Below are 25,492 nucleotides of genomic sequence, written 5' to 3'. Positions count from 1 at the left end.
CATGCTTCCTCTTTTACTTCACTGTTTTACCATACTCCCAAAGGTCGTAACGATCTAGGTCGATTCGTTTATTCCATGCTATTCCAAATCCTCCGTAAACTACTTTAACTTTGTTGAACACCTTCTCATCTTTTAGTTCGTTAAAAACATCAAAAAATTTTAAATATGGTTTGATATCCATTAATTTTTTGTCGCCATTTTCAAACTTTACAATTAATGTCATATTTTTCTTAGGCTCTACTTTAATCAGTCTAGGAACATTACTCATAATCCCTCCTATTTCAACGGTTCAATCCTTTTAAATTTTTGTGTTTCCCATATTTCTCTTAATTCAGGTTGATGTTGTTTTGCCCACTTTTTAAGACGATTCAAAGCTCTAGGTGGAAATTCCCCTGCTACTACCTCAAGAGTATCAATATTCACTTCAACGGAATGTTTGTTATATCTTGCGTGAAAATGTGGCGGGCAATGTTCGCTGTGTCTCAAAAATATAGCAACAACAATTCCAAAAAATCTGCTTATCTCAGGCATATATTATCCTTTTTATAATTTATTTTCTAATCTGATAGAATTCGCCTAAATTAAAATTTGGATTGTTTATTGTTACTATTATCTTTGCCATACATTTTTTCTGAATTTTTATATGTTCTAATACAAAAATATGCGCATATAACTATTAGAATTAGACAGAGAAACATCATACATTCAATACATCCGACTGTCCTTTCAATGTCTTTAACGCTAAATTTAATATACTTAATATCCTCGATATCCTTGATATTCTCAACTGTATTTTTAACAATCTCTACTATACTTTTTGTATGGATTACTTTTTCTGTAAAAGTATTGTTTTTTGCGGATAAAAATTTAATTGCAATCCCTTCGTTGGATTCATAGTATCTTAAGGAAGGATTGTCTTCCATTGCGGCTTCAGTTATAACTGCGTCTGCTCCAATTATAGCGACTATTTCGATTAACTCTCTTTGATTTTTTGCCTTGATAAGAGCAATTTCCATATATGGTTTTGATGGTAAATGAGATACATATAATTCAATATTTTCAACATCATTAGAGTTAAACTTTTTTGTTGTAAGTGGTTTATAATATATTTTTTGAGAGAATAACCCTAGAGGATCGCCACTATCAACTCCAGCATTTTTAGGAATATCAAGAGAAATGTATCCGTTTGCTAAACGCTCCTCTTCTTCAACTTTTTCTTTAGCCTTTGAATCAGCACAAGCAGTTAAGCCTAGTCCAAAGAACAACATGCATATTAATGACAATTTAAAAATATTCATTTCGTTCTCCTAACAGTCTCCTGCAATCTTCTAATTGACTGCAAACGTACACTATGTCCCATCGGTTTGGGTGTAAACACTCCGCGTTTTTTCCACCGACGAAACGGGCACGAGATGGTAAGCATCTCTCTAAATAGCAAAATTGAAAACTTCGACTCCTCAGGCAGGGCGAAAAGTCGCTCCTCTTTATATGTCCAAGTTTTTTACGTCTAAAGCATGCGTCTGTATAAACACTCTTCTTGGCTCAACTTGATCGCCCATTAAAGTTGTAAATATTCTGTCTGTCTCTATTGCATCTTCAAGTTTTATCTGTAAAAGTTTTCTATTGCTTACTTCCATTGTAGTTTCCCAGAGCTGATCAGGATTCATTTCTCCAAGACCTTTGTATCTCTGAACCGTAGCTCCTTTATTGCCAAGCTCTCTTATTGTTTCAATTAATTCCGTTGTAGAATACAGTTCGTGAATATCGCCTTGCTCTCTTTTTTCCACATCTTGAAGTCTATACACAGGCTTTGTGTGAGTTTCGCCGTAATGCCCTAAATGCAATCCTTCTTCTTCAAGTTGCTTTGCGAGTTTATCCATACGAGGAAGTTCCCATAAATCTTTATATTCAGGAATTACGTCACCAAGCTGTAGATTTTCTGTGATTTCGGCAAGTTCGCCTTGCGAAGTAAGCATCTCTCTGCGTTTTGCAATAAGTTCTTCTTTAAACTCTTTCCATTCTTTGTCAGAATAAATATATTGAACGTTCCCATCTTTTACGGCTCTGTAAAGAGGAAGTTTTCCGGCATCTTTAAACTTGAGATATTCCTTCCAAGCAACACCTTTTTTCTGCAACTTCTTTAAGAGAGCGTCTAGTTCGCTTATATTTGTAACTACTTTTCTTAAAGTTTTATCGTCAATTTCTTTTATTGCTTTATCTTCTTGCATAAGAGACATCGACAATCCGTCAAGAGCAGCTGAAAATAAAAATTTATCCAATGCCTCTTCCGTATCTAAATACATCTCTCTCTTATTTTTTTTCACTTTATAAAGAGGTGGTTGCGCTATGTAAACATATCCTCTTTCTATGAGCTGAGGCATATGCCTGTAAAAAAATGTCAACAGCAATGTTCTTATATGTGCGCCGTCAACATCAGCATCAGTCATAATAATAATTTTATGATAACGAGCTTTATCAATATTAAAATCCTGCTCGTCCCTGCCTATACCCGCGCCTATCGCCGTGATTAAAGTTCTTATTTCATTGTTTGCAAGCATTTTTGTAAGACGAGATCTTTCAACGTTTAAAATTTTACCTCTTAATGGTAAGATAGCTTGAAAAGATCTGTCTCTGCCCTGTTTTGCAGAACCTCCTGCAGAATCTCCCTCTACAATAAACAATTCTGTTTTTTGAGGATCTCTTTCAGAGCAATCTGCAAGTTTTCCTGGAAGTGACGCAGAATCCAAAGCGCCTTTTCTTCTTGTAAGTTCTCTTGCTTTTCTCGCGGCTTCTCTGGCTTCAGCGGCGTTAATCGCTTTATCCAATATTGAATTTGCAATACCGGGATTTTCTTCCAAAAAAATTGTAAGAGCATCTCCAACTATAGACTGTGTTATTCCTTCAACTTCAGAATTGCCAAGTTTTGTTTTAGTTTGCCCTTCAAACTGCGGATTTGGCGCTTTTATTGAAATGACAGCAGTCAGTCCCTCGCGAACATCTTCTCCGGAGAGTTTTAAATCTTTAACTTTTGAAACATCATTTTTCTTGATATACTCATTCACAGATCTTGTCAAAGCAGAACGAAATCCTGATAAATGCGTTCCGCCTTCTATGGTATTAATATTATTTACAAACGTAAAAATTTGCTCATTGTAGGAATCGTTATACTGCATAGCAACTTCTACGCTTACGCCGTCTTTGTCTTTTGAAAAATAAATAGGATCTTTATTTATAACGTTCTTATTTGTATTTAAATACTGTACAAAAGTTTTTATCCCACCGTCGTAGTCAAAAATATGCTCTTTATCCTCTCTCTCGTCAGAAATTCTTATATGTGTGCCTGCGTTTAAAAACGCAAGCTCTCTTAACCTGTTTGTAAGGGTATCAAAAGAATACGTTGTTTCTGTAAAAATCTCAGCGTCAGGATGAAATGTTACCTTGGTTCCTCTCTGATCCGTAGCGCTTATCTCTTTTACGGGCACTAAGGGTTTGCCACGAGAATAATTCTGTTTGTAAGCTTTTCCATCGCGGTATACTTCAACTTCAAAAACATCGCTCAACGCATTTACACACGATACACCAACGCCATGAAGACCACCTGAAACTTTATAAGAATTTTTATCGAATTTACCGCCGGCGTGCAACTTAGTAAGCACTATTTCCAAAGCCGATGCGCCTTCAAACTTTGGGTCCGGATGAGGGTCAACTGGAATACCTCGTCCATCGTCCACCACAGTTACAGAATTATCAGCGTGGATAGTAACATCGATATTTTTGCAAAATCCAGCAAGAACCTCGTCTATGGAATTATCTACAACTTCATAAACTAAATGATGAAGTCCCTGATTTCCTGTAGAACCAATATACATCGCGGGTCTTTTGCGTACTGCTTCTAATCCTTCTAAAATTTGAATATTAGATGCATCGTAACTGTTGTTTTTAGAACCTTCGTTCTCAACTTCTTCTTTTGCCATGAAAGCTCCTCTTTCTATTTAATTTTGATTTTGAAGATGAAAATACTATCCTGTTTTTATTTTTATATCTTTTATTTTTGAACTTCCAATGTATTGATTTATTTTCTTCATTATCTCTTTTTTGCGCAAAGTAAGCTCGCAACTTGCAACAGAACTTTGCGTTTTTGTAAAAATAACGCCATTTTTATAACCGGTTATCTCAATACCATCTATGCCTACTTCTTTTTGCCAAACTTTTTCTACAGTAAAAAACTCTTCTTCCAGTCCAAGCTGTTTTCTTAACAAATTGATTATTTCTGCAGCTTGGGTCCAAACCATATTAAGTCCTCATAGGCATTACAACACAAAGATAATTTTTATCTGTTTCAGGTATAATTGTTGCAGGGTTTAAAGAATTTTTAAATTCAAATATTGCAAAATCTTCATTAATGTTTTGTAAAACCTCTTTTACAAAATTAGGATTGAAGTTAATTTCTGTAACTTCACCCTTATAATTTACATCTAGTTCTACTTCCCCAGACCCCAGTCCAGCCGTTGAAGCGGAAACTTTCAAAAGGTTCGAACCAAAATAAAATTTTACAGACGCAGATCTGTCCGATGAAGTCTTATCCGCTGTTAAAATAGCCATCTGTTTTACAGCTGCTAATGTGTCTTTTACATTTAGTTTTACCTTGGATTCAGATGTCTTTGGTATAACTTGCTCATAATTAGGGAAAATTCCCTCAATTAGTGTGGACATGAATGTTATCTCTTCGATCCCTATAGCTATCTGATTTCCGGTAATTCCTACTTGCACAGTTTCTGCTTTTACATCTGAAGATAATAATCTCAATATATCTGTTATAGCTTTAGTAGGAACTATAGCCTTTCCCTTAATGTCTGTTTTTATTTTGCTTGTGTAAACGTAAGCAAGCCTCCTGCCATCAGTAGCTACCATTTTAAGTTTGCTGTCTTCTATAATGAAGTATACACCATTTAAAACGTATCTCTGAGCGTCTTTAGATACAGCAAATATGGTCTTTTTAAGCATTGAAGCAAAAATTTCTGTTTTAATAGTAAAATTACTGTCTTTGGGGAATTCTGGTATTATTGGATATTCTGTTTGTGAGATTCCCATAAGATTAAACTTAGATTTACCTGCTGTAATGTTAATTTGGTTTGTTTCACTGGATTTAATTTCTATTTCTTCATCCGATGGTAATTCTTTGACAATGTCTGCAAATCTTTTTGCAGGTATTGTAATTCCTCCATCTTCTACAATTTCGCCTTTAATATAACATTGTACAGCAATTTCCAAGTCTGTTGAAGAAAGCTTTATTTTATCTCCACTTGTTTCAAATAAAAAGTTGGATAATACTGGAAGCGTGCTTCTTGACGATGTTACAGGGAATATTATTTGAATTCCTCTTATTAGCTCTTCTTTTTCACAAACTACTTTCATTTGCTACCTCCTAGTTTTATTAAAAACCCTTTATAGTAATAATAATACTTTGTATATTGTTGATAAGTTTTTGACAACCTCAAAAGAGTACATTTATCAAGTAAAATTTTAAAAACACGATCAGTGATAAATATGAGAGTAAAGTAGAGAAGTTATCCATATTGTTCTTCGGCAGTTGCATTATACAAATTTTTTAAAGGATATGCACAGACTCTCTCATACTTTTGTCAGACGAAACAAAAGTACCAAAAATTCTTGTTGCTGAGCGCATTCGCTTCATATTTTTTTAGGCAATTTTAGAACTTGCGAGAAATCTTATAAGATTTATAGATGATTTCGCTTCAAACAACTAAAATAGGATAGTCAACTAGCTCCATAGAGTTAATTGACTATGAATCCTAATTTCGCGCTATAAGGCGACAAGACAACAAGGCAACGAGTCTCAAAGCCAAAATATAAACAACCGCTTATTATAACTTTCCTTTTTATTCCGCGTTGTGGATTTTTTTGATAATTTGATTAATTTTCGCGTTAAAATAAGGGTCTGAATTCATCTTTTCTTTGATTTTATTACAAGCGTGCATAACAGTTGAGTGATCTCTGCCGCCAAAAGCGTCTCCTATGGCGTTTGTGGAAAATTCGTCGGTAAGCGTTCTAGCCAAATACATTGCAATTTGCCTTGGGAATGCAATAGCGTCGGTTCTTCTTTTGGATTTCATATCTTTAAAGTCAATATCAAAATCATCAGCTATAGTTCTTTGTATAGATTCTATAGTTATACGTGCAGATTCGTCAGTTTTAATGATGTCTTTAAGCATTTTCTGTACAGAATCTACAGTTAATGGTGTACCTGTAAATAAAGAAAAGGCGGTGATTCTTAAAAGAGAACCTTCAAGTTGTCTGATGTTCAACTTAATGTGAGTTGCTATGTGCAGAATTACATCATCAGGGACATATATTTTTTCTTCTTCGGCTTTTTTACGTAAAATCGCGATTCTTGTTTCTAGATCGGGTGGTTGAATATCTGCAATAATGCCCCATTCAAATCTTGAAATAAGTCTTTCTTCAACACCTTCAAGTTCTTTTGGCGGTCTGTCGGAAGAAATAACAAGTTGTTTTTTTGCATTAAAAAGATTATTAAACATGTGGAAAAATTCTTCCTGAGAACTTTCTTTGCCAACTAAAAATTGTATATCATCAATTAACAAGCAATCGACGCTTCTATATTTGCTTTTAAAAAACGGCACTTTATCAAAGCGAATAGATTCTATAAATTCAGTAACAAATTTTTCGCAGGTAACGTATAAAACTTTTAAATTTGGATAGGTTTGCTTTACATAGTTGCCTATAGCATGCATCAAGTGTGTTTTTCCAAGACCAACGCCACTGTATATAAATAGAGGGTTAAATTGCTTTCCGGGACTTTTTGCCACAGCTTCGGCGCAACCGTGAGCAAACCTGTTGGAAGCGCCTACGACAAACCCAGAAAATATATATTTAAGATTTACTTGATCTCTCTGAATTGTTTGTAAAGGTATGTCTATGTGTTCAGGGATGCCTTCAACTTTTTTTATTATTTGTGACAAATCTTGTTGGGGTTTGAAATCTAAAACGACCTGTATCCCACAGGCATCAGATAATGTACGTTCGATATTCTTTTGCTGATTGTTTGTTATCCACTGCGAAAAATAAATATTAGGAATGCTTAGAGTAAAAACATTGTTTTCAAAAGTTAGGGGTCTTATAGGAGAAATCCACAAATCAAAAGTTTCGGGAGTAACGGACATTTTAAGGTTATCCACAACCTTTTGCCACAAATCAGAAACAGAAGTGCCCATATTATCCTCAAGTTATCCACAGCCACGGATAATGTAATTGACAATCATAAAAAATAAACAAAACTACCCCTCCACACGGCGAATTGTATGTTTTTTTAATTCTTTTGTCAAACTTAAAAAATCTGAAATTGAGAGTTTATCAGGTCTTAAAAACGGGTCCAATTGCAAGTTATCCGTAATTAGAGTAGCATTACTTTTCCCCAAATCTTTAAAGGAACTGATGCAGTTTAAAATAGTTTTTCTGCGCATATTAAAAGCATACTTTACAAAATCAAAAAACATAGGGGCAGGTACGTCAGGTAGCCTGTTTGTAAGTTTGATAACAGAAGAAACAACTTTTGGAGAGGGATTAAAACATTTTGGCGAAACATCAAACAAAACAGCGCAATCGGCATAATATGATGTAAATATCGAAATATAACCATAATCTTTACTGCCTGGTTTTGACGCGAGACGTTCGATAACTTCCTTTTGCAGCATAAAAACGGCTGTACTCCAAGTTTTTAAAGGCAGTATTTTTTGAATTATTGCTGTTCCCATGTTATAAGGTAGATTAGAAATTATCTTAAAAGTTGTTTTTTCTTTTTCTGAGGCATTATTCTCAAGTGGTTCTATCAGAGCTTTCATATTGTATTTAAGAAAATCTTCATTTATGAGAGTGATATTTTCTGCATTGTGAAAAGTAAAATAATGATTTAACTGTAAAAATAGATTGGCATCTATTTCAATAGCTGTGAGATGATGCACTTGGGGCTGTATAATTTTTGTTAAAATGCCCTTCCCGGGACCAATTTCTAGAACAGTATCACGTTTCTCTAAATTAGAAGCTTTAATAATATTATTGGCAACATTATTATCAGTTAAAAAATTTTGTCCGTGTTTTTGACGCATTCGCGTATTATGACATATTACTATAAATTTCTAAAGCTAAATATTTAGCCATCACTTTGAAATGTTTGCCACGGGGTAACCGAGTTACACTTATTTTGTGTGCGGGTTTGTGCTATTGCTAAATCAGATACACCGATATGATTATTACCTTTTTTTATGTTTTCAAGTTGAATAGCTTGCAATTCTTCCCAATTAATGGATATTTCACATTTTTTTATACTATTTAGTAGATTAGCAAGATCAAATTCTTTCTTGTGCAAAATAAGAGACTGGCTGATGAAGCAATAGCGATACCATAAAGATTAAACATAATATTAATTTTTTTATACATTCATCGCGAATCCGTTCATAGTTGCCACAAAATATCAACAAGATTGTCACTTAATTGGCAACAACATTAATGGCATTAAGAATTTTTACAATTGACTCTTTATCTTCGCATTTTAAAATTTCGTCAGCAGTTTTTTGAACATTTGCTAAAGATACGCTTCTGATAACTCTCTTGATTATCGGAATCTTGGCAGGCGACACGCTAAACTCGTCAAGCCCCAACCCCAAAAGTATTGGAGTATAATAAGAATCGCCCGCCATTTCTCCGCACATACCTACATTTATCCCAGCTTCATGACATCCATTTACAATCTGCTTAACAAATCTTAAAATAGCAGGGTGCAGAGGATCATAAAGATTAGCCACATTTTCATTTATCCTATCAACGGCGAGGGCGTATTGTATTAAATCATTTGTACCTATCGAAACAAAATCTACTTCTTTGGCAATTATATCAATTATCATGGCGGCAGACGGTACTTCTATCATTACGCCAATTTCCATTTCTTCATCAAACTTAACATTTTCTTTTCTCAAATCGACTTTTACTCTCTCAAGAATTTCATTAGCTTCGCGAAGCTCGTCAATTCCAGATATCATAGGATACATCAATCTAATTTTTCCATGCGCGGACGCTTTTAAAATACCGCGTAGTTGATCTACAAAAATTTTAGGATACCTAAGACATAATCTTATAGCCCTTAAACCTAAAAATGGATTATCCTCCTGTTCGATATTTAAAAGTCCCATTTTTGCAAGTTTATCGCCGCCCAAATCAACAGTCCTTATAATAGTTGGATACGCAGACATTTCTTTGACTACTTTAGAATATTTTTCAAAATGTTCTTGCTCCGAAGGCATAGAATCGCGATTGAAATACATAAATTCGGTTCTGTAAAGACCTATACCAGTAGCCCCATTCTCTAATATAATTGCTACTTCGTCTGAGTTGTCAATGTTTGCAAAAATTGAAACCTTATGATTATCGGTTGTTTCAGCAGATAAATCTTTTAATTTTGTTAATTCCTTTCTTTTTGCCGACAGTTCATCGTACTCTTTCTTATATTTTTCCACTATTCCAAGAGTTGGATTTAAGATAATCTCGCCTTTAGTGCCGTCTAAAATTATAATATCGCCTGTCCTTACCTGAGAAGATACTGCTTTTAAACCTACAACTGCCGGAATTGCAAGACCTTGTGCCACAACTGCCGTATGCGAAGTTTTTCCACCGATATCAGTAACAAATCCTTTAACTAGTTTTTCTCTTAAGGCAACAGTGTCGGCAGGAGTCAAATTGTGCGATACAACTATTGCATCTTCTTCTAGATTTGCGAGATTTTTTCTTTGTTTGCCTAAAAGATTGCCTAGAATTTTCTTTCCAACATCTTGAATATCAACTTTTCTCTCTTTAAAATAATCATCTTTTATAGCTTCAAAAGAACGAACAATTTTATCTAAGACTTTAAAAACGGCATACTCTGCGTTAACACCGTCCTTTATAAGTTTATATGCGTCTCGTCTCAAGGAGGGATCATCTAAAATCATAATATGAACGTTCACTATATGAGAATAACTTTCCCCAAGAATATCGTGAATTTTTCCGTAAATTATTTTAAGGTCAGCTCTTGTTTTCTCAATAGCATCATCTAAACGTTTCTTTTCGGCATCTCTTGCATTTTCAGGAATTTCTTTGTGAGTAAGGCAAAATTCATCATCTTCAAGAAGAAAAACTCTACCGATGGCAATTCCCGGAGATGCTGCAACACCCTTGAAAATTACGTTTTTTCTGTTAGACATTTTTGCTCCTATTCACTAAAATTAGAACTAAACAAACTTTCTACCGCATTTATAACTTCATTTTCATCCGGACCATCAGCAATAAATTTCAGTTCGCTTCCGTGGGTCGCAGCTAACGTCATAACACCCATAATGCTTTTTGCGTCAACCTCAAAATCATCTTTATAAATCTTAACTGTAGATTTATATTTACTTGCAATCTGCACAATCATAGCAGAAGGTCTTGCATGTAATCCCATTTTATTTGAAACGACAATAATTTTCTCTTTCATTTTTATATACCTAAATATGACATCAGCATACATGCCAATATTATAGTGTAAAATAAAAAAATTCCCCCAAACCTGCTTGCCACAAGTACTGAGCATACTAGTACGATTCCATACACAATAGCATCCTGCGCATTGGAATCGGGAAACATTCCATTAAGCCCAAAACCAAAAGTGCTGAAATACAAAACTAACGCAGCTATTGCAATTATAAGACCGCTGTAACGTGTCAACGTCAATAAAAACTTAAAACTTGATAAAACGAATATACTTTCCTTGCCAAATTTAAAGCCTAGAAACATAATCCAATATCTAGCAGCAATATGAACAACATTATAAAGAACAATAAAAATAAAAGGAATCAAAATGCCATAACCAACAAAACGATCGTCTAACACTTTGACAAAAAATATCAACATAAAAATACTTATAAATGAAATTGCAGGTCTTAATGTTCCAAAAAAAAATAAATCTCCCAGTGCCGCCAACGGACCCGCCATAGTGTCTTTTATGTTGTTAACATCAGGCAATTTTGCATCGGTAACATTATCTTCAGCTATTTTCTTTTCCAAATTTGCAACAATTGCAACTACTACGCCCGACATGTAGGGATGCGTATTAAAATGACCTATATGTCTTAAAAGAGCTTCCTTCTTTTTATTTTCGTTTAAATAAACCTTATCTAAAAAAGGTTTTAATATAAACACAAATCCCATGTTTTGCATTCGCTCATAATTCCATACTGTTTGTATGAAAAAACTCCTTACAAACATTCTAGAATATATTTTAATCATAACGCGAATTCCTCCAAAATGGAATTTTTACACTTTTAAAATTATATATCACCATACCAAAACCGGCTATCGGCATCAAATACCATGCCTTTTTAAAACCAAAGAGAACAAATTTAGGAAGTTGTGGATAAATACTAGAATATATCCAACCTCCGACGATCATTGCAAATATGCAAAACAAAAAAGCCCTTAAAACAAAAAGAAACAAACCGGTAATTACACCGGCATCTATTCGCCAATATTTTCCGCTCTCAATACCTTTTTCTATCCAATGCATTATTTTAGTATTAAAATTTCTTCCGAAAATATCTATTTCTCTATACAAATACGCAAACGGTACAGCCAAAATAATACCCAGTATCACCTCTCCCTGAAAACCTAAAAAATATCTACAAACCCAAAATGTTGATAAAACACTTATAAGGGATACATCAATAGGAACGGATGCACCTAAAGGAATGGCATTTATCCATAACATTTCAACAATCATACCAATCCAAAGCCCAGTGCTGATATCTCCCATTAAAAAACCTATAACTGGAGCGCAAAATATTGGACGACAAATCATGAACTGTCCAAAAGCAGTTATATCTGAACTACATAACGCCCCAATAAATGCAATAAAAATGATATTTTCTGTCATAACTTATCCATGATTTTTAAAATTTGCAACCGTTTTCAAAAAACCTTTTTCACTTCTCCGGACTCTATATTACACTTTACAATAAATTTAATTTCAAGTTCTATTTTTAAATGATAGGCACATCTCTTCCAAATATTGACATTTTTTAAATCTCTAAAATCATCTCCTGTCTACCATTAATCTTGCTGTATTTTTGAAGAATAAGCTTAGACTTTTTTTTGAAAGATTGTCTTGTATATTCTAATTTTACATCGTACAATCCAGTCGCAAAATCACCTTTCTCCTAGTAATTGTTAAACAGATAATCATCATGCTTTATGCTGCTTGGTTAAAACGTCAAGAAGATTATGATGAATTTTAAAAATATCCAATTCAAAAATTGATCCACCGTCTTTTGGGGGCACACAAATACTTTGAGTTTTACTTTCATACAAATACTCTTCAACCGAATCGCAATTAAAATCAAAAATATTTCATGCCGCCTTTTTTAGGCAACGACTTATTGCATATATTTTCAGTTTTCTAAAGCATATTATATACCGCATTTCTTAAATGAGGCATATATATATAATCTGCCAAAAACTCCATGCCAATATGTGCAAATACACTGACCTGCATACAAACTATTTTATATCTTTTCAAAATGATGACTGCCACTATCAACATATTTTTCTACTTTACGGCTTACGTAAATCATCTTTTTATGCATATTATTTGCTTCTTCGTATTTTGTTAAAGAATTTCTTAAATCCTCCATGCAAAAATCTTTTTACTTTAATATCGCCACCATATCTGTTTAAAACATTTTCAAAAGTTTGCTGAGCTTCCGTGGATAAAGACCACTGAGATATTTCGGAATAAGAAACGCAAAGCAGATAAATTCTGCCGGATGATTTCTTCGTTTTTAAAGTTTCTGAAAAATTTACAGTCCCACTATATTAGAATTCTCCTCTAAAATCGTAAAAGTTCAAGCCATTGATTTTCATAAACATGTCTATAAGTGCTTGGTCACACGTCTACCATAACCACAACAGAATCAGAACTCTAGTTTTCCGCTATAAGTGTTTTAAGGTATCAGATATCTCATCTTGTACACCTCTTCTTCCGTGGTGTAGTATTCGTCTAGCTTTTCCGTATCCATACCTGTAGCAACAAAATGAAAATCGTCTAACACCGTGTAATCTATTCCACTCTCGGATAAAACTTTTGACATGCTGGATTCTCATACTCTTTCAGCAAGCCAAAGTTCCTTGGTCTCTTTACAACCAAACTTCTTTTTTATGTAGGAACTCATCTTCTCCACCTGACCTATTTTATCTCTATCTAGGATTGCGGACATTAACGGCTTGTAATAACCTCCGGACAATATTTCTAAATTGCCTTTTTCAATAAGTCACTTTACATCATTGATATAATCCGCGCGTTCTTTTCCAGATACTCACACAATATTCCGCTTACACGCAAATTCCACTTTATTTTGGATGATTTAACAAAACATCCATAAATGGTCTGTAGGCAGCTTGATAGGCTTTTTCAAAAACACAATCAAAATTTCCAACCGGCTGATGATTATGCGTACAAAATACAAATTTAACTTTACTCACTTTTGTGCCTCACACATAGCCAAATATTCCTTTTCTATTAAAGGTACAATATTTAATCTTTCGTCACCAGGAAGAATTCTGCCTTCTATGTCAACGCCTTTGATACATATCTTATAAAGATTTTCTATATCTTTATCATCTACATATATGTTATATAGAAGTTGTTTTTTTCCATTAACAAAATGCATTCCGCCAACGTTTAAAGACTTTAAATTTACACCATTTTCTATCATATGTAAAATGTCTGAAGGACTAATTGTTAACAACATTACTTTCCTATTATCATACTGCCTGCTTAAAATTGTATTCGTCGCATCCTTGATACTTTGCACTGTAAACTCAACCACGCTAGGCAAAGCCATAGCCATAAGCGCTTGCTGCATCTTATCGCAAGACGCTAAATCTGATACAACAAGAAGCGTATCGATAGAAATAGTCTTGAGCCATCCTTGAACTATCTGTCCATGTACAAGTCTATCATCTATTCTTGCCAAAACTATAGGCATCGTTTACCTCACAATACCAGGATTTATTTTGATGAGTCAAGCAACATTTTTTTGACGTTTATTATGCTTTTTTGTCCGTCAAACAAAACTTTATCAGCCAAATCTACAGCACTTACAACACTTTTGCTTGCAAATATAGCTGATAATAGCATAGGAAGATTAACACCGGAAAGAATTTCCATATTAAAAGATATACACATTGGAGCTGAGGCATTACACGACGTGCCTCCAATCATATCGGTAAGTATTAAAGTTCCGTCCTCATTGTTTATGCTCCGTAGAAGAATGCCAATGCGCTTTTGCATTTGTATCAAACTATCGTTAGCACCTCTTTTGATAGCATAAAGATTAGATTGTTTTCCTGCTATAAGTTCTGCGGAATTCACAAGTTCCTGAGCTAATTCGCCATGCGCCGTGACAATAATTTTAATCATTTTTGAATTCTCCTAGAATTCATCTCCGGACTTTTGTTAGACAAAACAAAAATACCAAGAATCCTTATTATCGAGCTTTATTCGCTTCATAACCTCGGACTACTATAATCAAATCGCTTTAAGTTGCGCCGATTGTAGTAAATTTCCCTAGGTGGCAGGCGCAACCTGACTGGGTATTAAATTTGAATATCTTAATGCTGGATTGCTTCGCCATTTCATTCCGCGCAAAGACACTGATGGCGCAACTTAAAGCGATTTGATTATATATATCACCAAAATTCAAGTAAATATTTTATTTTCAGCATCTTTTTTAAACATGATTTGACACAGGATCAAAGACTAAACAAAAATTCGGCGACATCATATTCTTTTTCAAGTCTTCTCAAGGCGGTTTTGTAATACTCTTGCTCTTTTTCTATTCCAATAAAGCTCCTGCCTAATTGCAGTGCTCCGAAACAGGTCTAAGATTTCCAACTTTCCAGCCGTTCTATTTTATAACATTTTTACCATCATTCCTTCTCTCAAAAACGCAACTTATCCGTTGCGCTCTTATGAGCTGCTTTTTCTTTGTTCCAAGCTATCATATCTTTGAATATAAAACCGTTATCCTCGAAAGCGCAGATACATCTATGAGCCATTCTCCGCCCTGCAAAAACGAAAGAGAATGCTCCCGGTTTCAATACTCTCAGCCAATCTTTTACCCAAGAGTTACACCAGCTATAATATTCCGCATGTATTTTTTGTCATCCTCCGACCAATCATTTAAAGGCTTTTCTCGCATTTTAATATACTACCTGCTTTCATTTGCGCTTCGCTTTTCCCTAATAACGCATTATTTTTATTGTTGTGTATTACATCCCATTTATCGTAACAAATTCCATAGGGTATATCGCTCAAAATCAAATCTATTGAATCAGTATCGACAGATTTCATTAGTTCAATACTATCGGCATTATATAATTTATTCACTTCTATCATTTTATTTATGTATCCGTTCTATAAATTTTTGTATAGTTTCTATCTTGCTATTTAGCTTCATTATTTTCAATAATTCTTTTATAGCTTTTTCCTTGTCCAGACGTTGTATTCTGCTGATTTTTTCCTTCCAATAATCAATTTCATCACTTCCTCTTTATTTTATCTTTGCTTTAAATAAATTGAAATACTTTGAAAATCTGGAATCGTTTAAACCGACAAATCGTTTTAAGAACTCATCTTGTCTATCCATAAAACTAGTACCGCTGTATGCAATCGACGTATTTTGTGAAATATGTTTGCTTTGATTCCAGCAGTCAGCGAGAGAAAATTTAGTAGTTTCTTTTATGCCATTATCGAGCAGTAAATATAGATATTCTCACGAAAATAAAAGCACATTTCCATTTAATGCTTGCTTATATATTTGACTTTTATTCTGCGGATACTGGAAATAGGGGCAACATAAAATAGAATAATCACTATTCTCCGCCTAATGCGCCATAGATTCCACTTTGAAATCTTTTTGATTTTTTGCCGTTCGGCTTAGCCTAAACGTTTTTGCGTCGCCAATTAGTGTATAATTATGAAAATAGCTTTTAGCAAAAACATCAACTACGTCAGATCGTTCTTTGAATGCTTGCGCTTTTAGACCCAATTCTGCAAGGCTTTTGCTAATAAAATATCGTAAGCTTTTGTATATAATTTTTCTTCTGTTGAATCAGTTTCAATACATTCAGATATGGTTCCGATTTCTGTTATAAGAAGAATAATCTCATCTTTATTTAACGAAAAAATTTCTTTTTTTAACTCATTACTGGTTTTATTAAAATTCCTACGTGTGAATAAAGTCCTTATTTTGCTTTTCAGTTTTTCAAAATTCATACTCTTCATTTCTTTTCCAGTTGTTCCAAATTACGAGCAAATTATAGATAAAATCCAGTCAAGTCATTTAAAAAGATGTCGGAAAAGAGAAAGAAAATTATCTCTTAGCATTATACTACAATCTAGCGACTTTAAAATAGTTATTATTGCAATACAACAGACTCCTTAACAAACAGATAATCATTATCTGCCATGCAAAATATCTCTATGGTTAAGTTTAACTCTATATTTTTTACTCTTCAAAAATGATGTCAGTTTTTCTGACACAAAAACAGATCTGTGACATCCACCGGTACATCCTATCGCTATAGTAAGATAACTTTTACCTTCTTTAATATACCCAGTCAAAGTTGTTTCTATAAGTTTTGAGAATAAACCAAAAAAAATTCTGAATTCTTTTTGCTTTTCTATATATTGCTTAACCGCTTTATCTCTGCCGGTTTTAAATTTTAATTCGTAAACATAATTTGGATTTGTGATAAAGCGCACATCATAAATGATATCGGCGTCATTGGGCACGCCATACTTATATCCGAAAGAAAGGACAGAAATATTTAAATACTGTTTACCTGACTGTTGAATTCCAGCAACTATAGAGATTGTTTTCTTCAATTCTCCTATTGTAAGAACCGAAGTATCTACAACTTCGTCTGCAACAGAAAAAACACTATCTATTATTTTTCTTTCAAGTTTTATCCCATCATAAACTGATTTTCCCAAAGGATGACGACGACGTGTTTCTGAATACCGCCTTAACAAAACTGAATCTGAGGCATTGAAAAAAATAACTTTATAGTCTATTTTTTTCTTTCTTAAAACTGTAAGCAATACTTTGAAAGATGTAAGGGCTTCCCCTACTCGGGCATCAATACTCATCGCAACATTTTTATATTTGCCTTGATTTTTAAGACAAACATCAATAAAATCAGAAAACATCTGAACGGGCATGTTATCAACACAAACAAACCCAAAATCTTCAAAGATTTTAAGAGCTTGACTTTTGCCTGATCCGGACATTCCTGAAATTATATACAATTTAGCCATAATTATTTTTTGTTAAGCTCTTCCCGTAGTCTGCCATCTAAATTTCTTGCAGTAAAATGTCCTTCATTTTTAAGTCTTTGATTTAAACTTGCAGTTTCAACAAGAATCGCAAGATTTCTACCTGGAACCACAGGTATCGTAATCTCAGGAATCCTGACGCTTAAATACTCTGTGTAACATTCATTAAATCCAACTCTTTCACACTGTTTTACAGAATCTCGTTCTTCAAGTTTTATTACAAGTTCTATACGAGACTCATCTGAAATATTGCCTATGCCAAAAAGCTCTTTAACGTCTATTATACCTATGCCTCTTACCTCTATGAGATGCTTTGTAAGTTCTAAACTACTTCCTACTAAAGTACGTCCGAAACGTTTTGTAATGTTAACCACATCATCTGAGACAAGCTTATGTCCTCTTTTTACAAGCTCAAGAGCGCACTCTGACTTGCCTATTGCAGACTTGCCAACGAGCAAAACACCAAGCCCATAAACATTCGTCATAACGCCGTGTATCTTAATTGAAGGAGCAAATTTGCCATCTAAATAATAACCCAAATCACCTATAAATAAAGAAGAGTTTAATTCCGTTCTTAGTAGAGTAATATTCAAATCGGAAAACACTTTAATCATTGCATCAGTCGGCTCAAGATTTCTCGTTAAAACACAACTTACGGCTTTTTCATGAGAAAAAACCTTGTTCAACACTTTTACCTGATCATCATACTCTATATGCTTTAAATACGTATGCTCAATTGTCCCTATAACTTGTATTCGCTCATACGGAAAATGATCAAAAAATCCTGCAAGGGCAAGACCCAGTCTGTTTATATCGGCAACCGTAATCTTTCTTCCAAGCCCGCCGTACCCCGTAAGAACTTCAAGCTTAAAATCCTCACTTCTTTCTTTAAGAAGCGTGTTTACGTCCATAATAGACATTAATACGCCTCATCCTGCTGTATTATTTTAACAACATCTTCCGTCGTGACGGCATCTCTTATTGCTTGTCTTAAGAACTTATCCTTAAACAATCTTGAAATTCTTGATAATGCTTTTAAATGTTGTCCGGTCACTTCAACAGGTCCAACTAAAAGAAAAATGATGTGCACAATCTCGCCATCAAGAGAATTAAACTCTATGCCTTTGCGTGAAATACCGAGAACTCCCATTTGTTCTTGAAGAACATCTGTTTTTCCATGAGGAATTGCAACACCCTGTCCTATCCCTGTAGAACCAAGTTTTTCTCTTTCTAAAACGACATTAATGACCTCCTCCGTCTTCTTTACTTTCTTAGTATTTTCCAAAACATCTACCAGTTCAATAATCGCCGATTTTTTGTCTGTCGCTTTCAAATCGGCAACTATTGCGTCCCGACTCAAAAAATCCATAATCTTCATCTATAGCTCCTCTTTATTTTACAGTTCATTGGGTTCTAGAAGAACTACCGACCCGCTGTCATTACGGTAAAGAACGCTTATTTTATCGTTTGATCCGTCTTTAAACATATATACTCTATATCCGAGATTATCCATTTCGTTAATAGCCTCTTCTACAGTTACAGGTTTTAAATCAAAACGCCTTATTTCTGAAATTTTCATTCTCGAATCTTCCATAACATCATAAGAAAACACTTCTCTCATATTGCACTTTTTATCTTTTAAGACTTCCAAATTATTTTTTCTGTTATCTTTTGAAATTTCTTTTTGTTTTTTGAGTTGTTTTTTAAGTTTGTCTATTGTCACATCTATTGAAGCATACAGGTCATCGGATTGTTCTCTTGCTCTAAACGAAAGTTTTCCAACATGAAAAACAACTTCAGTTATTTGTCTATTTTTTTCGACAGATAATATCGCGTGCGCCCATACGTCGTCTCCGTTGAAAAGCTTCTCATACTTTGTAATTTTTTTACGGATGTAAGAGTCAATCGCATCTGTAAGCTTCAAATGTCTAGCTGTGATATTAATTTGCATGCTCTTCTCCCTTTAAATAAATGATTACATTTTAAAATTATCTCCAAGATATACTTTTCTAGCCTTGGGATTTTCGAGCATCTCTTTAGCGCTACCTTCAAGCAAAATTTTTCCTTCACAAATCATGTATGCTCTGTCAATAACCTCAAGAGTTTCTCTAACGTTGTGATCTGTTATGAGGATACCAAGCCCCCTTTCTTTCAACTTCTTAATAAGTCTCTGTATATCGTCAACTGTTATAGGATCAATACCGACAAAAGGCTCATCTAAAAGTAAAAACTTAGGATCTGTTATCAAAGCTCTTGCAATTTCTAGTCTTCTTTTTTCACCACCGGATAAAGTAACACTTGCCTGATCGCGCAATTTTGTAAGTCCGAAATCTACAAGCAAAGTATCAACTTTTTTTTGTTGCTCGCTCTTTGAAACAGGAAGCATTTGAGCTATAGCCACGAGATTATCTTCAACATTGAGTCCTCTAAATATAGACGACTCTTGAGAAAGATATCCTATCCCGGCTCTCGCTCTCCGGTACATGGACCAATTTGTGATTTCATTGTCGTCTAGATAAACGCTACCAGTATAGGATCTTACAAGACCTACTGTCATATAAAAAGTTGTTGTTTTACCAGCGCCATTAGGACCAAGCAAACCTACAACTTCACCCTGTCTTACACTTATGCTGACGCCATCTACAATCATTCTGTGATTATACTTCTTAAATAATCCTTCGGTTCTTAATATCATTTTATTTCATTTTCCATTTCAATTTTTCCTACGACTGAACCATTCATAACTATCCTTTTATTATCTTCAGAGTTGTAAAAAATCATTTCATCTGCTTCGTAAAGACCTTTTCTCCCGTCACAATTAACATCTGCCATAGGTCTTTTCTCATCTTCTTTAAAAATCATACTTAGTGTTATGCTGTCGAAAGAACCGTTATCGGCATAAATGGTTCCTGACGAAGTTACAACCTCAACTTCTTTATATGCATCTAAAGTCTGAGTCTTCCTATCAATATAAACTTCCTTAGCGTGCATAACAAGAGGAGTAGTTGAGTTATTTACATAATATCTTGTTACTGTGTAATCCCCCCAAATTTTTCCTTTTTGAACATTCATATTATATTTTGCAAAATTGCCGTAAGCTTCAAAAGGCTCGCCTTTTTGAGTCTCTGAAACTAATCTAACATTTCCTGACGCAAAAATCTCGGAATTCTGCTTATCATAAGACACTTCATCGGCAGCTATTTTGCTTATATCATTAATTACTTTTGAATTACCCTTTGAAACGATAACTTCTCCAGCTTTTTTTACATGCATTGCATCGCCGGTTATTATTGTCTTCCCGGATAATTCATCGGTAAAAGAAATAGCAGCAACCATAAAAGTAATCAAAATAATGCTTATAAACTTACTCAAGCACAGTTCTTTGATTCTTAATGATAATATTAGCAAGTTTCGTATCCGCTTCAAAACTTGTGCCGTAAACTGTTTCATTTGGTCTTGTAATTTTAACATCATGATCACCATACACCAACTCTTTTTTTGCATCATACATCAGATTTGTTGTTTGCAAATGTTCATTCTTTGCGTTGTCCATATTACATTTTCCTATTCCTCTTACATCCCAGGTTTCCATATTTATAACTGCGCTCTCCGCAACAAGCGTTGAAACATATTTGCCTTTGTCATAAAACTTTATTACAGGAAGTTTCAACTGGGCAATGTTTTTAATTTCATCTATAATAGCAGATTCTGCTTCCAATATCATTTTTAATTTACCTTCATCTGTTTGCGTTATAGTAAACTTTTCTATAGCCTGCTTCGACATCGGAGGCGTTTCTTCGATAACAGTTTTTTCTGTTATACAACCGAAAAAGAAAGCAGAAAACATTATCAACGCGTATATATTACATCTTTTAAAAAAGTTCATTATTTCCCTTTAATCTTGCAACCACGAGAAAATAAGAAGTGCTCTGCATATTTCATTTTAAAATTACAACTTTACACTTTTTACTTTGTCTTTTTAGGTCTCGTTTTCCATCTTTCATGAAACCAAATCCACTAATCTGGATACTGTCTTATATGCTCTTCCAAAAAAAGAGTTGCTTTTTGAGTAAGGTTTTCGACATCTTTATCAAAATTTCCTGACGACCCTACAGTCACGAGACACCTTATTATTGTTTTATGCCTGTACCGGGAGTGTCTTTGAAAATAATGTTAACTTTTTTACTTGCCCTATATCCTACAAGCATGTCATTAAGCTCATCTATATATATCTTTTTTGCAACAACATTTACAGGAACGTCTAGCCATGCAACTGTTGCAGTCGCCATTTCACAATTACCTGCGTGAGCGCTTACGAAAAGTATTCCTTTGCCTTTCTTTAAACTACTTTTAATAAGCTCAACATTTTCTATATCGGAAATTTTATGCAAAAACTTAGAATCCATGTGCTGGAAATTTGCAAGTTCAAAATTTTTTTGTTTCATTGTAAAACGATCATTTTACAATCTCTGATATTTTTTATTCAGACTTATCAGGAAAACATTTTTTTAAATTTCCCGTTGCAGTCTTTACACCATCACGCGCTACATAGTACGCAATCTTGCCAAAAAATCCGCTCAACGTTTTTACTGAAAACTTATAAGGCATAACTAAAATAATTTTTGCAAAAGCAAATGCCCAGTAATAATAAATTCTTCTACGAATTTTTGTACAAAGTCTCAAAATGTTTAACATACATACGTATCTAAAATTCTTTGCCACTCACTTTTTGCTTTTACAATCTTTTCTATTATTTCTCTTACTGCACCTTCCCCACCATTAAAAGAAGAAATATAATTGACACAGTTCTTTACATCTTCGCAAGCATCCTTGGGGCACGCAGAAAACCCTACAGCTTTTAAAGCGGCAATATCTATTATGTCATCGCCTATATACGCAACTTTAGACATATCAAATCCGTTTTCTTTAGATATTTTGTCCAAGGCTTCTTTTTTGTTTGAGCAATTTGAAACAAGATAATCAATCTTAAGATCCTTCACGCGTTTTTCAGCTTGCCGAGACTGCCGACCTGTTATCCATGCGGTTTTAATTCTAGGAGATGTTTTCGAAAGAATACTAAACCCCATGCCATCTTTAACGTCCCATATTTTTATTTCTTCTCCATCGTTGAAAATTGTTATTTCACCGCGAGTTAAAACGCCATCAATATCGCAGGCTAAGAGCTTAATATTTTTTGCTTTGTTTATTATATTTTGACTACTTATCACTTTGGCGCCACCTTCGTACTAGTATTTCCTGAAAGACACGGAGTAAGGGTAGGATCTCAATTTCCATCAAGTATGGAGACAGTACTAAGCTCAATAAAAAAACACAATTGCTAATGATACAAGAACTATTGTCGCAGTTTTTAAACACCATTCATACGTCGGTTTATATAAAACATTGCTTTCTTTGTGTTTTAGAGTTTTCTTTTCATCTTTTTGTTCAACTGCTTCAGGATAGTTCTTATTGAAGTTTTTTGGTCGTTTAACTTTCATTTAATCACCTCATCTATGGCTTTAATATTTTTAAGCATTCGCTTAAAAGATATTAAATCAAGACTATTTGCTCCATCCGAAAGGGCTTTTTCAGGGTTTTCATGAACTTCAAGAAATAACGCCGCAATACCCACAGCCGTCGCCGCTTTTGAAAGAGGAGCAATAAATTCTCTATTTCCACCACTATATGCGCCGTGTCCACCGGGAAGCTGAACACTGTGCGTTGCATCAAAAATTACAGGATATCCGCTCTGTTTCATGATTTCCAAACCCCTAAAATCTACAACAAGATTGTGATATCCAAAAGATGCGCCTCTTTCTGTGATGGACAAGTTTTTATTACCAAAAGTTTCAGCTTTTTTTATGACATTAAACATATCTTCCGGAGCTAAAAATTGCCCCTTTTTAATATTTATAGGTTTCCCTGTAAGAGCGCACGCTTTTATTAAATCAGTCTGACGAGACAAAAACGCCGGTACCTGCAAAAAATCTACAACTTTTGCAGCTTTAGAAACTTGGTATTCAGCATGTACATCCGTAGTAATAGGTAACTTCAATTCTTTTTTTATCCTTGCAAGAATTCTAAGTCCTTCATCTATTCCTGGTCCTCTGTAAGAACAACCTGATGAACGATTAGCTTTATCGTAAGAAGCTTTAAAAATAAAAGGAATTTTTAGCTTTGATGTTATTTTTTTCAAACTTGCAGCCAAAGTAAATGCATGTTTTTCACTTTCAATAACGCACGGTCCCGCTATAACAACAAAAGGTCTATCATTTGCAAGAGCAACATTTCTACCAATTTTTATACGCTTATTTTGCATTATCTTTTCCATTACTACAAATACTTTTCAACTTTTAAAATATCTGACGGCATATCAACACCAATGGAATCATGCTTTGCAACAACAATTTTTATTCTTTTACCATTCTCTAAAGCCCTCAACTGCTCAAGATTTTCAGCCTTTTCTAAAGATGACATTTTACTTTTTGAAAATTCCAACAAAAAATTTCTTTTATATCCGTATATCCCCATATGCTTATAATATTTTATCTTTGAATTATCTTCGTTGTACGGAATCGCAAATCTTGAAAAATATAAGGCATATCCATCTTTATCAAAAACAACCTTAACTACATTTGGATTATTGATAACGCTTTCTTCTTTTAATGGAAAAGCTGCAGTTATGTATTCTAGAGATTTTGTCTTTTTGAGAGAAACAGCAAGTTCATCAACAAGTTTCGGATCTATTAAAGGCTCGTCGCCTTGAACATTAATAAAATTATCGTAATTTTTTAAAAATCTTAGCGCTGTAAAAGCAATTCTGTCTGTACCACTTTTACATTTATCAGGAGTCATAAATACATTAAATCCAAGTTTTTGGACAGCATCATATATACGCTTATCATCCGTCGCAACAGCTACAAAATCAACTTCTTTACATCGTTTTACTCTCTCTACGGTACGCTGCACAAGGGGCTTTCCCTTTATTAATTCCAAAGGTTTACCCGGGAAACGACTGGAACCATATCTTGACGGTATAATTACGGCTGTTTTCATTTTCCGTAGAACTCCTTTATCGTTTTTTCTAATTCTTGAAAATTTGTTGTGGCGGTACCAAGTTTACCGACCACTATCCCAGCCGCAAAATTTGCTATTTCGGCTGCGCTTAGCAAATCAGACTTAGCAGCTAGCGCTAAAGTCAGAGTGGAAATAACCGTATCTCCTGCCCCTGTAACATCATAAACTTCCTTTGCTCTTGTAGGGATACTCGTAATTTTATTATTAGGCTGAATAAGTGTCATACCTTTTTCGCCGCGCGTTATAAGCACAGATTCTGAATTCAATGTTTTAAGGATTTTCTTACCCAAAACGACTATATCTTCGTCAGTTCTAATATTTTTTGCGTTCATTCCCTCTATAACTTCTCTTTCGTTGGGTGTCATCGTTGTTATCTTTTTATATTTTTTGAAATGATATATCTTAGGATCTACGGTCACGGGGATTTTATGTTTTTTTGCAAGGGAAATTGTCTTTTTAAGAACTGTAGGACTTACAACGCCTTTTCCATAATCTGAAATTATAACAGCATTAACCTGAGGAATAATTTTTTCCATATTTGTCAAGACTTTTGATTCGGTATGATGGTCAAAAAATCCTTTTATCTCTTTATCTACCCTTACAAGCTGCTGACTCGCTGCAATAATTCTTGTCTTTACGATTGTAGGTCTGTTAGCATCGTAAACCAAACAATCATAATTAATCCCTTTTTCTTCAAGCATCTCCGCTAAAGATTTACCTGTTATATCTTTGCCTATTACGCTTACAACATAGGCTTTACCACCTAAAGATGTTATATTATTTGCAACATTTGCAGCTCCGCCAAGCATCTCTGTTTCTCTTGTAACCTCTACTACTGGAACAGGCGCTTCGGGCGAAATTCTATTTACTTTTCCCCATATAAATTTGTCTATCATCGCATCGCCGACAACCAAAATAGTTTGCTTTTTAAACGAAGATATTAATTTTAGAAGGTTCATAGTTGCTCCAAAGGAT

At 34.2% G+C, this 25,492-nt stretch carries 34 protein-coding genes and 2 pseudogenes; all 36 read right to left on the bottom strand.

Going from position 1 to position 25,492, the window contains the following annotated elements:
* Positions 1-13: 13 nt before the first annotated feature.
* Positions 14-268, bottom strand: a complete 255-nt coding sequence (locus tag LE180_RS00270) for a DUF2442 domain-containing protein (protein WP_374133492.1) — start codon at positions 266-268, stop codon at positions 14-16.
* Positions 269-276: 8 nt separating this feature from the next.
* Complete coding sequence (locus LE180_RS00265; protein ID WP_374133491.1) at positions 277-531, bottom strand: DUF4160 domain-containing protein; 255 nt, start codon at positions 529-531, stop codon at positions 277-279.
* A 50-nt stretch (positions 532-581) separates the two neighbouring features.
* Complete coding sequence (locus LE180_RS00260; protein WP_374133490.1) at positions 582-1,298, bottom strand: hypothetical protein; 717 nt, start codon at positions 1,296-1,298, stop codon at positions 582-584.
* Positions 1,299-1,484: 186 nt separating this feature from the next.
* Entirely contained in the window at positions 1,485-3,974 is a 2,490-nt protein-coding gene (gene gyrB / locus LE180_RS00255) for a DNA topoisomerase (ATP-hydrolyzing) subunit B (RefSeq protein ID WP_374133489.1), read from the bottom strand.
* 45 nt (positions 3,975-4,019) lie between these two features.
* Complete coding sequence (locus LE180_RS00250; protein ID WP_374133488.1) at positions 4,020-4,292, bottom strand: DciA family protein; 273 nt, start codon at positions 4,290-4,292, stop codon at positions 4,020-4,022.
* Between the two features lies 1 nt (position 4,293).
* Positions 4,294-5,415 (bottom strand): DNA polymerase III subunit beta, encoded by a 1,122-nt coding sequence (gene dnaN / locus LE180_RS00245; protein ID WP_374133487.1) that lies wholly within the window; start codon positions 5,413-5,415, stop codon positions 4,294-4,296.
* Between the two features lie 485 nt (positions 5,416-5,900).
* Positions 5,901-7,253 (bottom strand): chromosomal replication initiator protein DnaA, encoded by a 1,353-nt coding sequence (gene dnaA / locus LE180_RS00240; RefSeq protein WP_374133486.1) that lies wholly within the window; start codon positions 7,251-7,253, stop codon positions 5,901-5,903.
* A gap of 63 nt (positions 7,254-7,316) precedes the next feature.
* Positions 7,317-8,144 (bottom strand): 16S rRNA (adenine(1518)-N(6)/adenine(1519)-N(6))-dimethyltransferase RsmA, encoded by an 828-nt coding sequence (gene rsmA / locus LE180_RS00235; RefSeq protein WP_374133485.1) that lies wholly within the window; start codon positions 8,142-8,144, stop codon positions 7,317-7,319.
* Between the two features lie 44 nt (positions 8,145-8,188).
* Positions 8,189-8,404: a hypothetical protein gene (locus LE180_RS00230; RefSeq protein WP_374133484.1), complete on the bottom strand. Its 216-nt coding sequence runs from the start codon at positions 8,402-8,404 to the stop codon at positions 8,189-8,191.
* A gap of 121 nt (positions 8,405-8,525) precedes the next feature.
* Positions 8,526-10,271: a phosphoenolpyruvate--protein phosphotransferase gene (gene ptsP / locus LE180_RS00225; RefSeq protein WP_374133483.1), complete on the bottom strand. Its 1,746-nt coding sequence runs from the start codon at positions 10,269-10,271 to the stop codon at positions 8,526-8,528.
* Positions 10,272-10,279: 8 nt separating this feature from the next.
* Complete coding sequence (locus LE180_RS00220; protein ID WP_374133482.1) at positions 10,280-10,543, bottom strand: HPr family phosphocarrier protein; 264 nt, start codon at positions 10,541-10,543, stop codon at positions 10,280-10,282.
* A 2-nt stretch (positions 10,544-10,545) separates the two neighbouring features.
* Positions 10,546-11,334 carry a PTS system mannose/fructose/sorbose family transporter subunit IID gene (locus tag LE180_RS00215; RefSeq protein ID WP_374133481.1) on the bottom strand — a complete coding sequence of 263 codons (789 nt, stop codon included), beginning with the start codon at positions 11,332-11,334 and terminating at the stop codon, positions 10,546-10,548.
* Positions 11,327-11,977, bottom strand: coding sequence for a PTS sugar transporter subunit IIC (locus tag LE180_RS00210; protein ID WP_374133480.1), 651 nt, complete (start codon positions 11,975-11,977; stop codon positions 11,327-11,329). Before LE180_RS00210 ends, LE180_RS00215 begins: the two co-directional genes overlap by 8 nt.
* Before the next feature lie 308 nt (positions 11,978-12,285).
* Positions 12,286-12,447, bottom strand: coding sequence for an alpha-amylase/4-alpha-glucanotransferase domain-containing protein (locus tag LE180_RS00205; protein WP_374133508.1), 162 nt, complete (start codon positions 12,445-12,447; stop codon positions 12,286-12,288).
* A 62-nt stretch (positions 12,448-12,509) separates the two neighbouring features.
* Positions 12,510-12,734: pseudogene (locus tag LE180_RS00200) on the bottom strand (alpha-amylase/4-alpha-glucanotransferase domain-containing protein).
* 465 nt (positions 12,735-13,199) lie between these two features.
* Complete coding sequence (locus LE180_RS00195; protein WP_374133507.1) at positions 13,200-13,367, bottom strand: hypothetical protein; 168 nt, start codon at positions 13,365-13,367, stop codon at positions 13,200-13,202.
* A gap of 82 nt (positions 13,368-13,449) precedes the next feature.
* Positions 13,450-13,581, bottom strand: a complete 132-nt coding sequence (locus tag LE180_RS00190; RefSeq protein ID WP_374133479.1) for a hypothetical protein — start codon at positions 13,579-13,581, stop codon at positions 13,450-13,452.
* Complete coding sequence (locus LE180_RS00185; protein ID WP_374133478.1) at positions 13,578-14,087, bottom strand: PTS system mannose/fructose/N-acetylgalactosamine-transporter subunit IIB; 510 nt, start codon at positions 14,085-14,087, stop codon at positions 13,578-13,580. Before LE180_RS00185 ends, LE180_RS00190 begins: the two co-directional genes overlap by 4 nt.
* Positions 14,088-14,110: 23 nt before the next feature.
* Positions 14,111-14,521: a PTS sugar transporter subunit IIA gene (locus tag LE180_RS00180; protein ID WP_374133477.1), complete on the bottom strand. Its 411-nt coding sequence runs from the start codon at positions 14,519-14,521 to the stop codon at positions 14,111-14,113.
* Between the two features lie 521 nt (positions 14,522-15,042).
* Complete coding sequence (locus LE180_RS00175; RefSeq protein WP_374133476.1) at positions 15,043-15,201, bottom strand: hypothetical protein; 159 nt, start codon at positions 15,199-15,201, stop codon at positions 15,043-15,045.
* Between the two features lie 82 nt (positions 15,202-15,283).
* Complete coding sequence (locus tag LE180_RS00170; protein WP_374133475.1) at positions 15,284-15,499, bottom strand: hypothetical protein; 216 nt, start codon at positions 15,497-15,499, stop codon at positions 15,284-15,286.
* Between the two features lie 376 nt (positions 15,500-15,875).
* Positions 15,876-16,378: pseudogene (locus LE180_RS00165) on the bottom strand (HindIII family type II restriction endonuclease).
* A gap of 183 nt (positions 16,379-16,561) precedes the next feature.
* On the bottom strand, positions 16,562-17,422 hold the full coding sequence (gene rapZ / locus LE180_RS00160) for an RNase adapter RapZ (RefSeq protein ID WP_374133474.1): 861 nt from the start codon (positions 17,420-17,422) through the stop codon (positions 16,562-16,564).
* Between the two features lie 2 nt (positions 17,423-17,424).
* A complete protein-coding gene (gene hprK, locus LE180_RS00155; protein WP_374133473.1) occupies positions 17,425-18,360 on the bottom strand; it encodes an HPr(Ser) kinase/phosphatase in 936 nt (311 codons plus the stop codon).
* On the bottom strand, positions 18,360-18,818 hold the full coding sequence (locus LE180_RS00150; RefSeq protein ID WP_374133472.1) for a PTS sugar transporter subunit IIA: 459 nt from the start codon (positions 18,816-18,818) through the stop codon (positions 18,360-18,362). The genes hprK and LE180_RS00150 overlap by 1 nt, the downstream gene beginning before the upstream one ends.
* 18 nt (positions 18,819-18,836) lie before the next feature.
* Positions 18,837-19,391, bottom strand: coding sequence for a ribosome hibernation-promoting factor, HPF/YfiA family (gene hpf, locus LE180_RS00145; RefSeq protein WP_374133471.1), 555 nt, complete (start codon positions 19,389-19,391; stop codon positions 18,837-18,839).
* Positions 19,392-19,415: 24 nt separating this feature from the next.
* Positions 19,416-20,135 carry an LPS export ABC transporter ATP-binding protein gene (gene lptB / locus LE180_RS00140; RefSeq protein WP_374133470.1) on the bottom strand — a complete coding sequence of 240 codons (720 nt, stop codon included), beginning with the start codon at positions 20,133-20,135 and terminating at the stop codon, positions 19,416-19,418.
* Complete coding sequence (locus tag LE180_RS00135) at positions 20,132-20,812, bottom strand: LptA/OstA family protein (RefSeq protein WP_374133469.1); 681 nt, start codon at positions 20,810-20,812, stop codon at positions 20,132-20,134. The genes lptB and LE180_RS00135 overlap by 4 nt, the downstream gene beginning before the upstream one ends.
* Positions 20,805-21,326 (bottom strand): LPS export ABC transporter periplasmic protein LptC, encoded by a 522-nt coding sequence (gene lptC, locus LE180_RS00130; RefSeq protein ID WP_374133468.1) that lies wholly within the window; start codon positions 21,324-21,326, stop codon positions 20,805-20,807. Before lptC ends, LE180_RS00135 begins: the two co-directional genes overlap by 8 nt.
* A 244-nt stretch (positions 21,327-21,570) precedes the next feature.
* Positions 21,571-21,885 carry a hypothetical protein gene (locus LE180_RS00125; RefSeq protein WP_374133467.1) on the bottom strand — a complete coding sequence of 105 codons (315 nt, stop codon included), beginning with the start codon at positions 21,883-21,885 and terminating at the stop codon, positions 21,571-21,573.
* 34 nt (positions 21,886-21,919) lie between these two features.
* Complete coding sequence (locus LE180_RS00120) at positions 21,920-22,135, bottom strand: hypothetical protein (protein WP_374133466.1); 216 nt, start codon at positions 22,133-22,135, stop codon at positions 21,920-21,922.
* A complete protein-coding gene (locus LE180_RS00115) occupies positions 22,129-22,668 on the bottom strand; it encodes a KdsC family phosphatase (protein WP_374133465.1) in 540 nt (179 codons plus the stop codon). The genes LE180_RS00120 and LE180_RS00115 overlap by 7 nt, the downstream gene beginning before the upstream one ends.
* 90 nt (positions 22,669-22,758) lie before the next feature.
* Entirely contained in the window at positions 22,759-22,938 is a 180-nt protein-coding gene (locus LE180_RS00110) for a hypothetical protein (protein ID WP_374133464.1), read from the bottom strand.
* The gene (kdsA, locus tag LE180_RS00105) at positions 22,935-23,759 is read right to left on the bottom strand and encodes a 3-deoxy-8-phosphooctulonate synthase (protein ID WP_374133463.1); all 825 of its coding nucleotides are present in this window, start codon (positions 23,757-23,759) and stop codon (positions 22,935-22,937) included. Before kdsA ends, LE180_RS00110 begins: the two co-directional genes overlap by 4 nt.
* A 14-nt stretch (positions 23,760-23,773) precedes the next feature.
* A complete protein-coding gene (gene kdsB / locus LE180_RS00100; protein ID WP_374133462.1) occupies positions 23,774-24,496 on the bottom strand; it encodes a 3-deoxy-manno-octulosonate cytidylyltransferase in 723 nt (240 codons plus the stop codon).
* A complete protein-coding gene (gene rfaE1, locus LE180_RS00095; RefSeq protein WP_374133461.1) occupies positions 24,493-25,476 on the bottom strand; it encodes a D-glycero-beta-D-manno-heptose-7-phosphate kinase in 984 nt (327 codons plus the stop codon). The genes kdsB and rfaE1 overlap by 4 nt, the downstream gene beginning before the upstream one ends.
* Positions 25,477-25,492 lie beyond the last annotated feature (16 nt).

Source organism: Candidatus Endomicrobiellum pyrsonymphae, assembly GCF_020328025.1.
GTDB lineage: Bacteria > Elusimicrobiota > Endomicrobiia > Endomicrobiales > Endomicrobiaceae > Endomicrobiellum > Endomicrobiellum pyrsonymphae.
Note: the sequence above shows the minus strand (reverse complement) of the source record. Positions and strands in the feature narration are given on the sequence as shown.

Coding starts and splice junctions, on each gene's coding strand:
- LE180_RS00270 (WP_374133492.1), bottom strand. CDS start 268: ATGAGTAATGTTCCTAGACTGATTAAAGTAGAGCCTAAGAAAAATATG.
- LE180_RS00265 (WP_374133491.1), bottom strand. CDS start 531: ATGCCTGAGATAAGCAGATTTTTTGGAATTGTTGTTGCTATATTTTTG.
- LE180_RS00260 (WP_374133490.1), bottom strand. CDS start 1,298: ATGAATATTTTTAAATTGTCATTAATATGCATGTTGTTCTTTGGACTA.
- gyrB (WP_374133489.1), bottom strand. CDS start 3,974: ATGGCAAAAGAAGAAGTTGAGAACGAAGGTTCTAAAAACAACAGTTAC.
- LE180_RS00250 (WP_374133488.1), bottom strand. CDS start 4,292: ATGGTTTGGACCCAAGCTGCAGAAATAATCAATTTGTTAAGAAAACAG.
- dnaN (WP_374133487.1), bottom strand. CDS start 5,415: ATGAAAGTAGTTTGTGAAAAAGAAGAGCTAATAAGAGGAATTCAAATA.
- dnaA (WP_374133486.1), bottom strand. CDS start 7,253: ATGGGCACTTCTGTTTCTGATTTGTGGCAAAAGGTTGTGGATAACCTT.
- rsmA (WP_374133485.1), bottom strand. CDS start 8,144: ATGCGTCAAAAACACGGACAAAATTTTTTAACTGATAATAATGTTGCC.
- ptsP (WP_374133483.1), bottom strand. CDS start 10,271: ATGTCTAACAGAAAAAACGTAATTTTCAAGGGTGTTGCAGCATCTCCG.
- LE180_RS00220 (WP_374133482.1), bottom strand. CDS start 10,543: ATGAAAGAGAAAATTATTGTCGTTTCAAATAAAATGGGATTACATGCA.
- LE180_RS00215 (WP_374133481.1), bottom strand. CDS start 11,334: ATGATTAAAATATATTCTAGAATGTTTGTAAGGAGTTTTTTCATACAA.
- LE180_RS00210 (WP_374133480.1), bottom strand. CDS start 11,977: ATGACAGAAAATATCATTTTTATTGCATTTATTGGGGCGTTATGTAGT.
- LE180_RS00185 (WP_374133478.1), bottom strand. CDS start 14,087: ATGCCTATAGTTTTGGCAAGAATAGATGATAGACTTGTACATGGACAG.
- LE180_RS00180 (WP_374133477.1), bottom strand. CDS start 14,521: ATGATTAAAATTATTGTCACGGCGCATGGCGAATTAGCTCAGGAACTT.
- LE180_RS00170 (WP_374133475.1), bottom strand. CDS start 15,499: ATGATAGAAGTGAATAAATTATATAATGCCGATAGTATTGAACTAATG.
- rapZ (WP_374133474.1), bottom strand. CDS start 17,422: ATGGCTAAATTGTATATAATTTCAGGAATGTCCGGATCAGGCAAAAGT.
- hprK (WP_374133473.1), bottom strand. CDS start 18,360: ATGTCTATTATGGACGTAAACACGCTTCTTAAAGAAAGAAGTGAGGAT.
- LE180_RS00150 (WP_374133472.1), bottom strand. CDS start 18,818: ATGAAGATTATGGATTTTTTGAGTCGGGACGCAATAGTTGCCGATTTG.
- hpf (WP_374133471.1), bottom strand. CDS start 19,391: ATGCAAATTAATATCACAGCTAGACATTTGAAGCTTACAGATGCGATT.
- lptB (WP_374133470.1), bottom strand. CDS start 20,135: ATGATATTAAGAACCGAAGGATTATTTAAGAAGTATAATCACAGAATG.
- lptC (WP_374133468.1), bottom strand. CDS start 21,326: ATGAACTTTTTTAAAAGATGTAATATATACGCGTTGATAATGTTTTCT.
- LE180_RS00125 (WP_374133467.1), bottom strand. CDS start 21,885: ATGAAACAAAAAAATTTTGAACTTGCAAATTTCCAGCACATGGATTCT.
- LE180_RS00120 (WP_374133466.1), bottom strand. CDS start 22,135: ATGTTAAACATTTTGAGACTTTGTACAAAAATTCGTAGAAGAATTTAT.
- LE180_RS00110 (WP_374133464.1), bottom strand. CDS start 22,938: ATGAAAGTTAAACGACCAAAAAACTTCAATAAGAACTATCCTGAAGCA.
- kdsA (WP_374133463.1), bottom strand. CDS start 23,759: ATGCAAAATAAGCGTATAAAAATTGGTAGAAATGTTGCTCTTGCAAAT.
- kdsB (WP_374133462.1), bottom strand. CDS start 24,496: ATGAAAACAGCCGTAATTATACCGTCAAGATATGGTTCCAGTCGTTTC.
- rfaE1 (WP_374133461.1), bottom strand. CDS start 25,476: ATGAACCTTCTAAAATTAATATCTTCGTTTAAAAAGCAAACTATTTTG.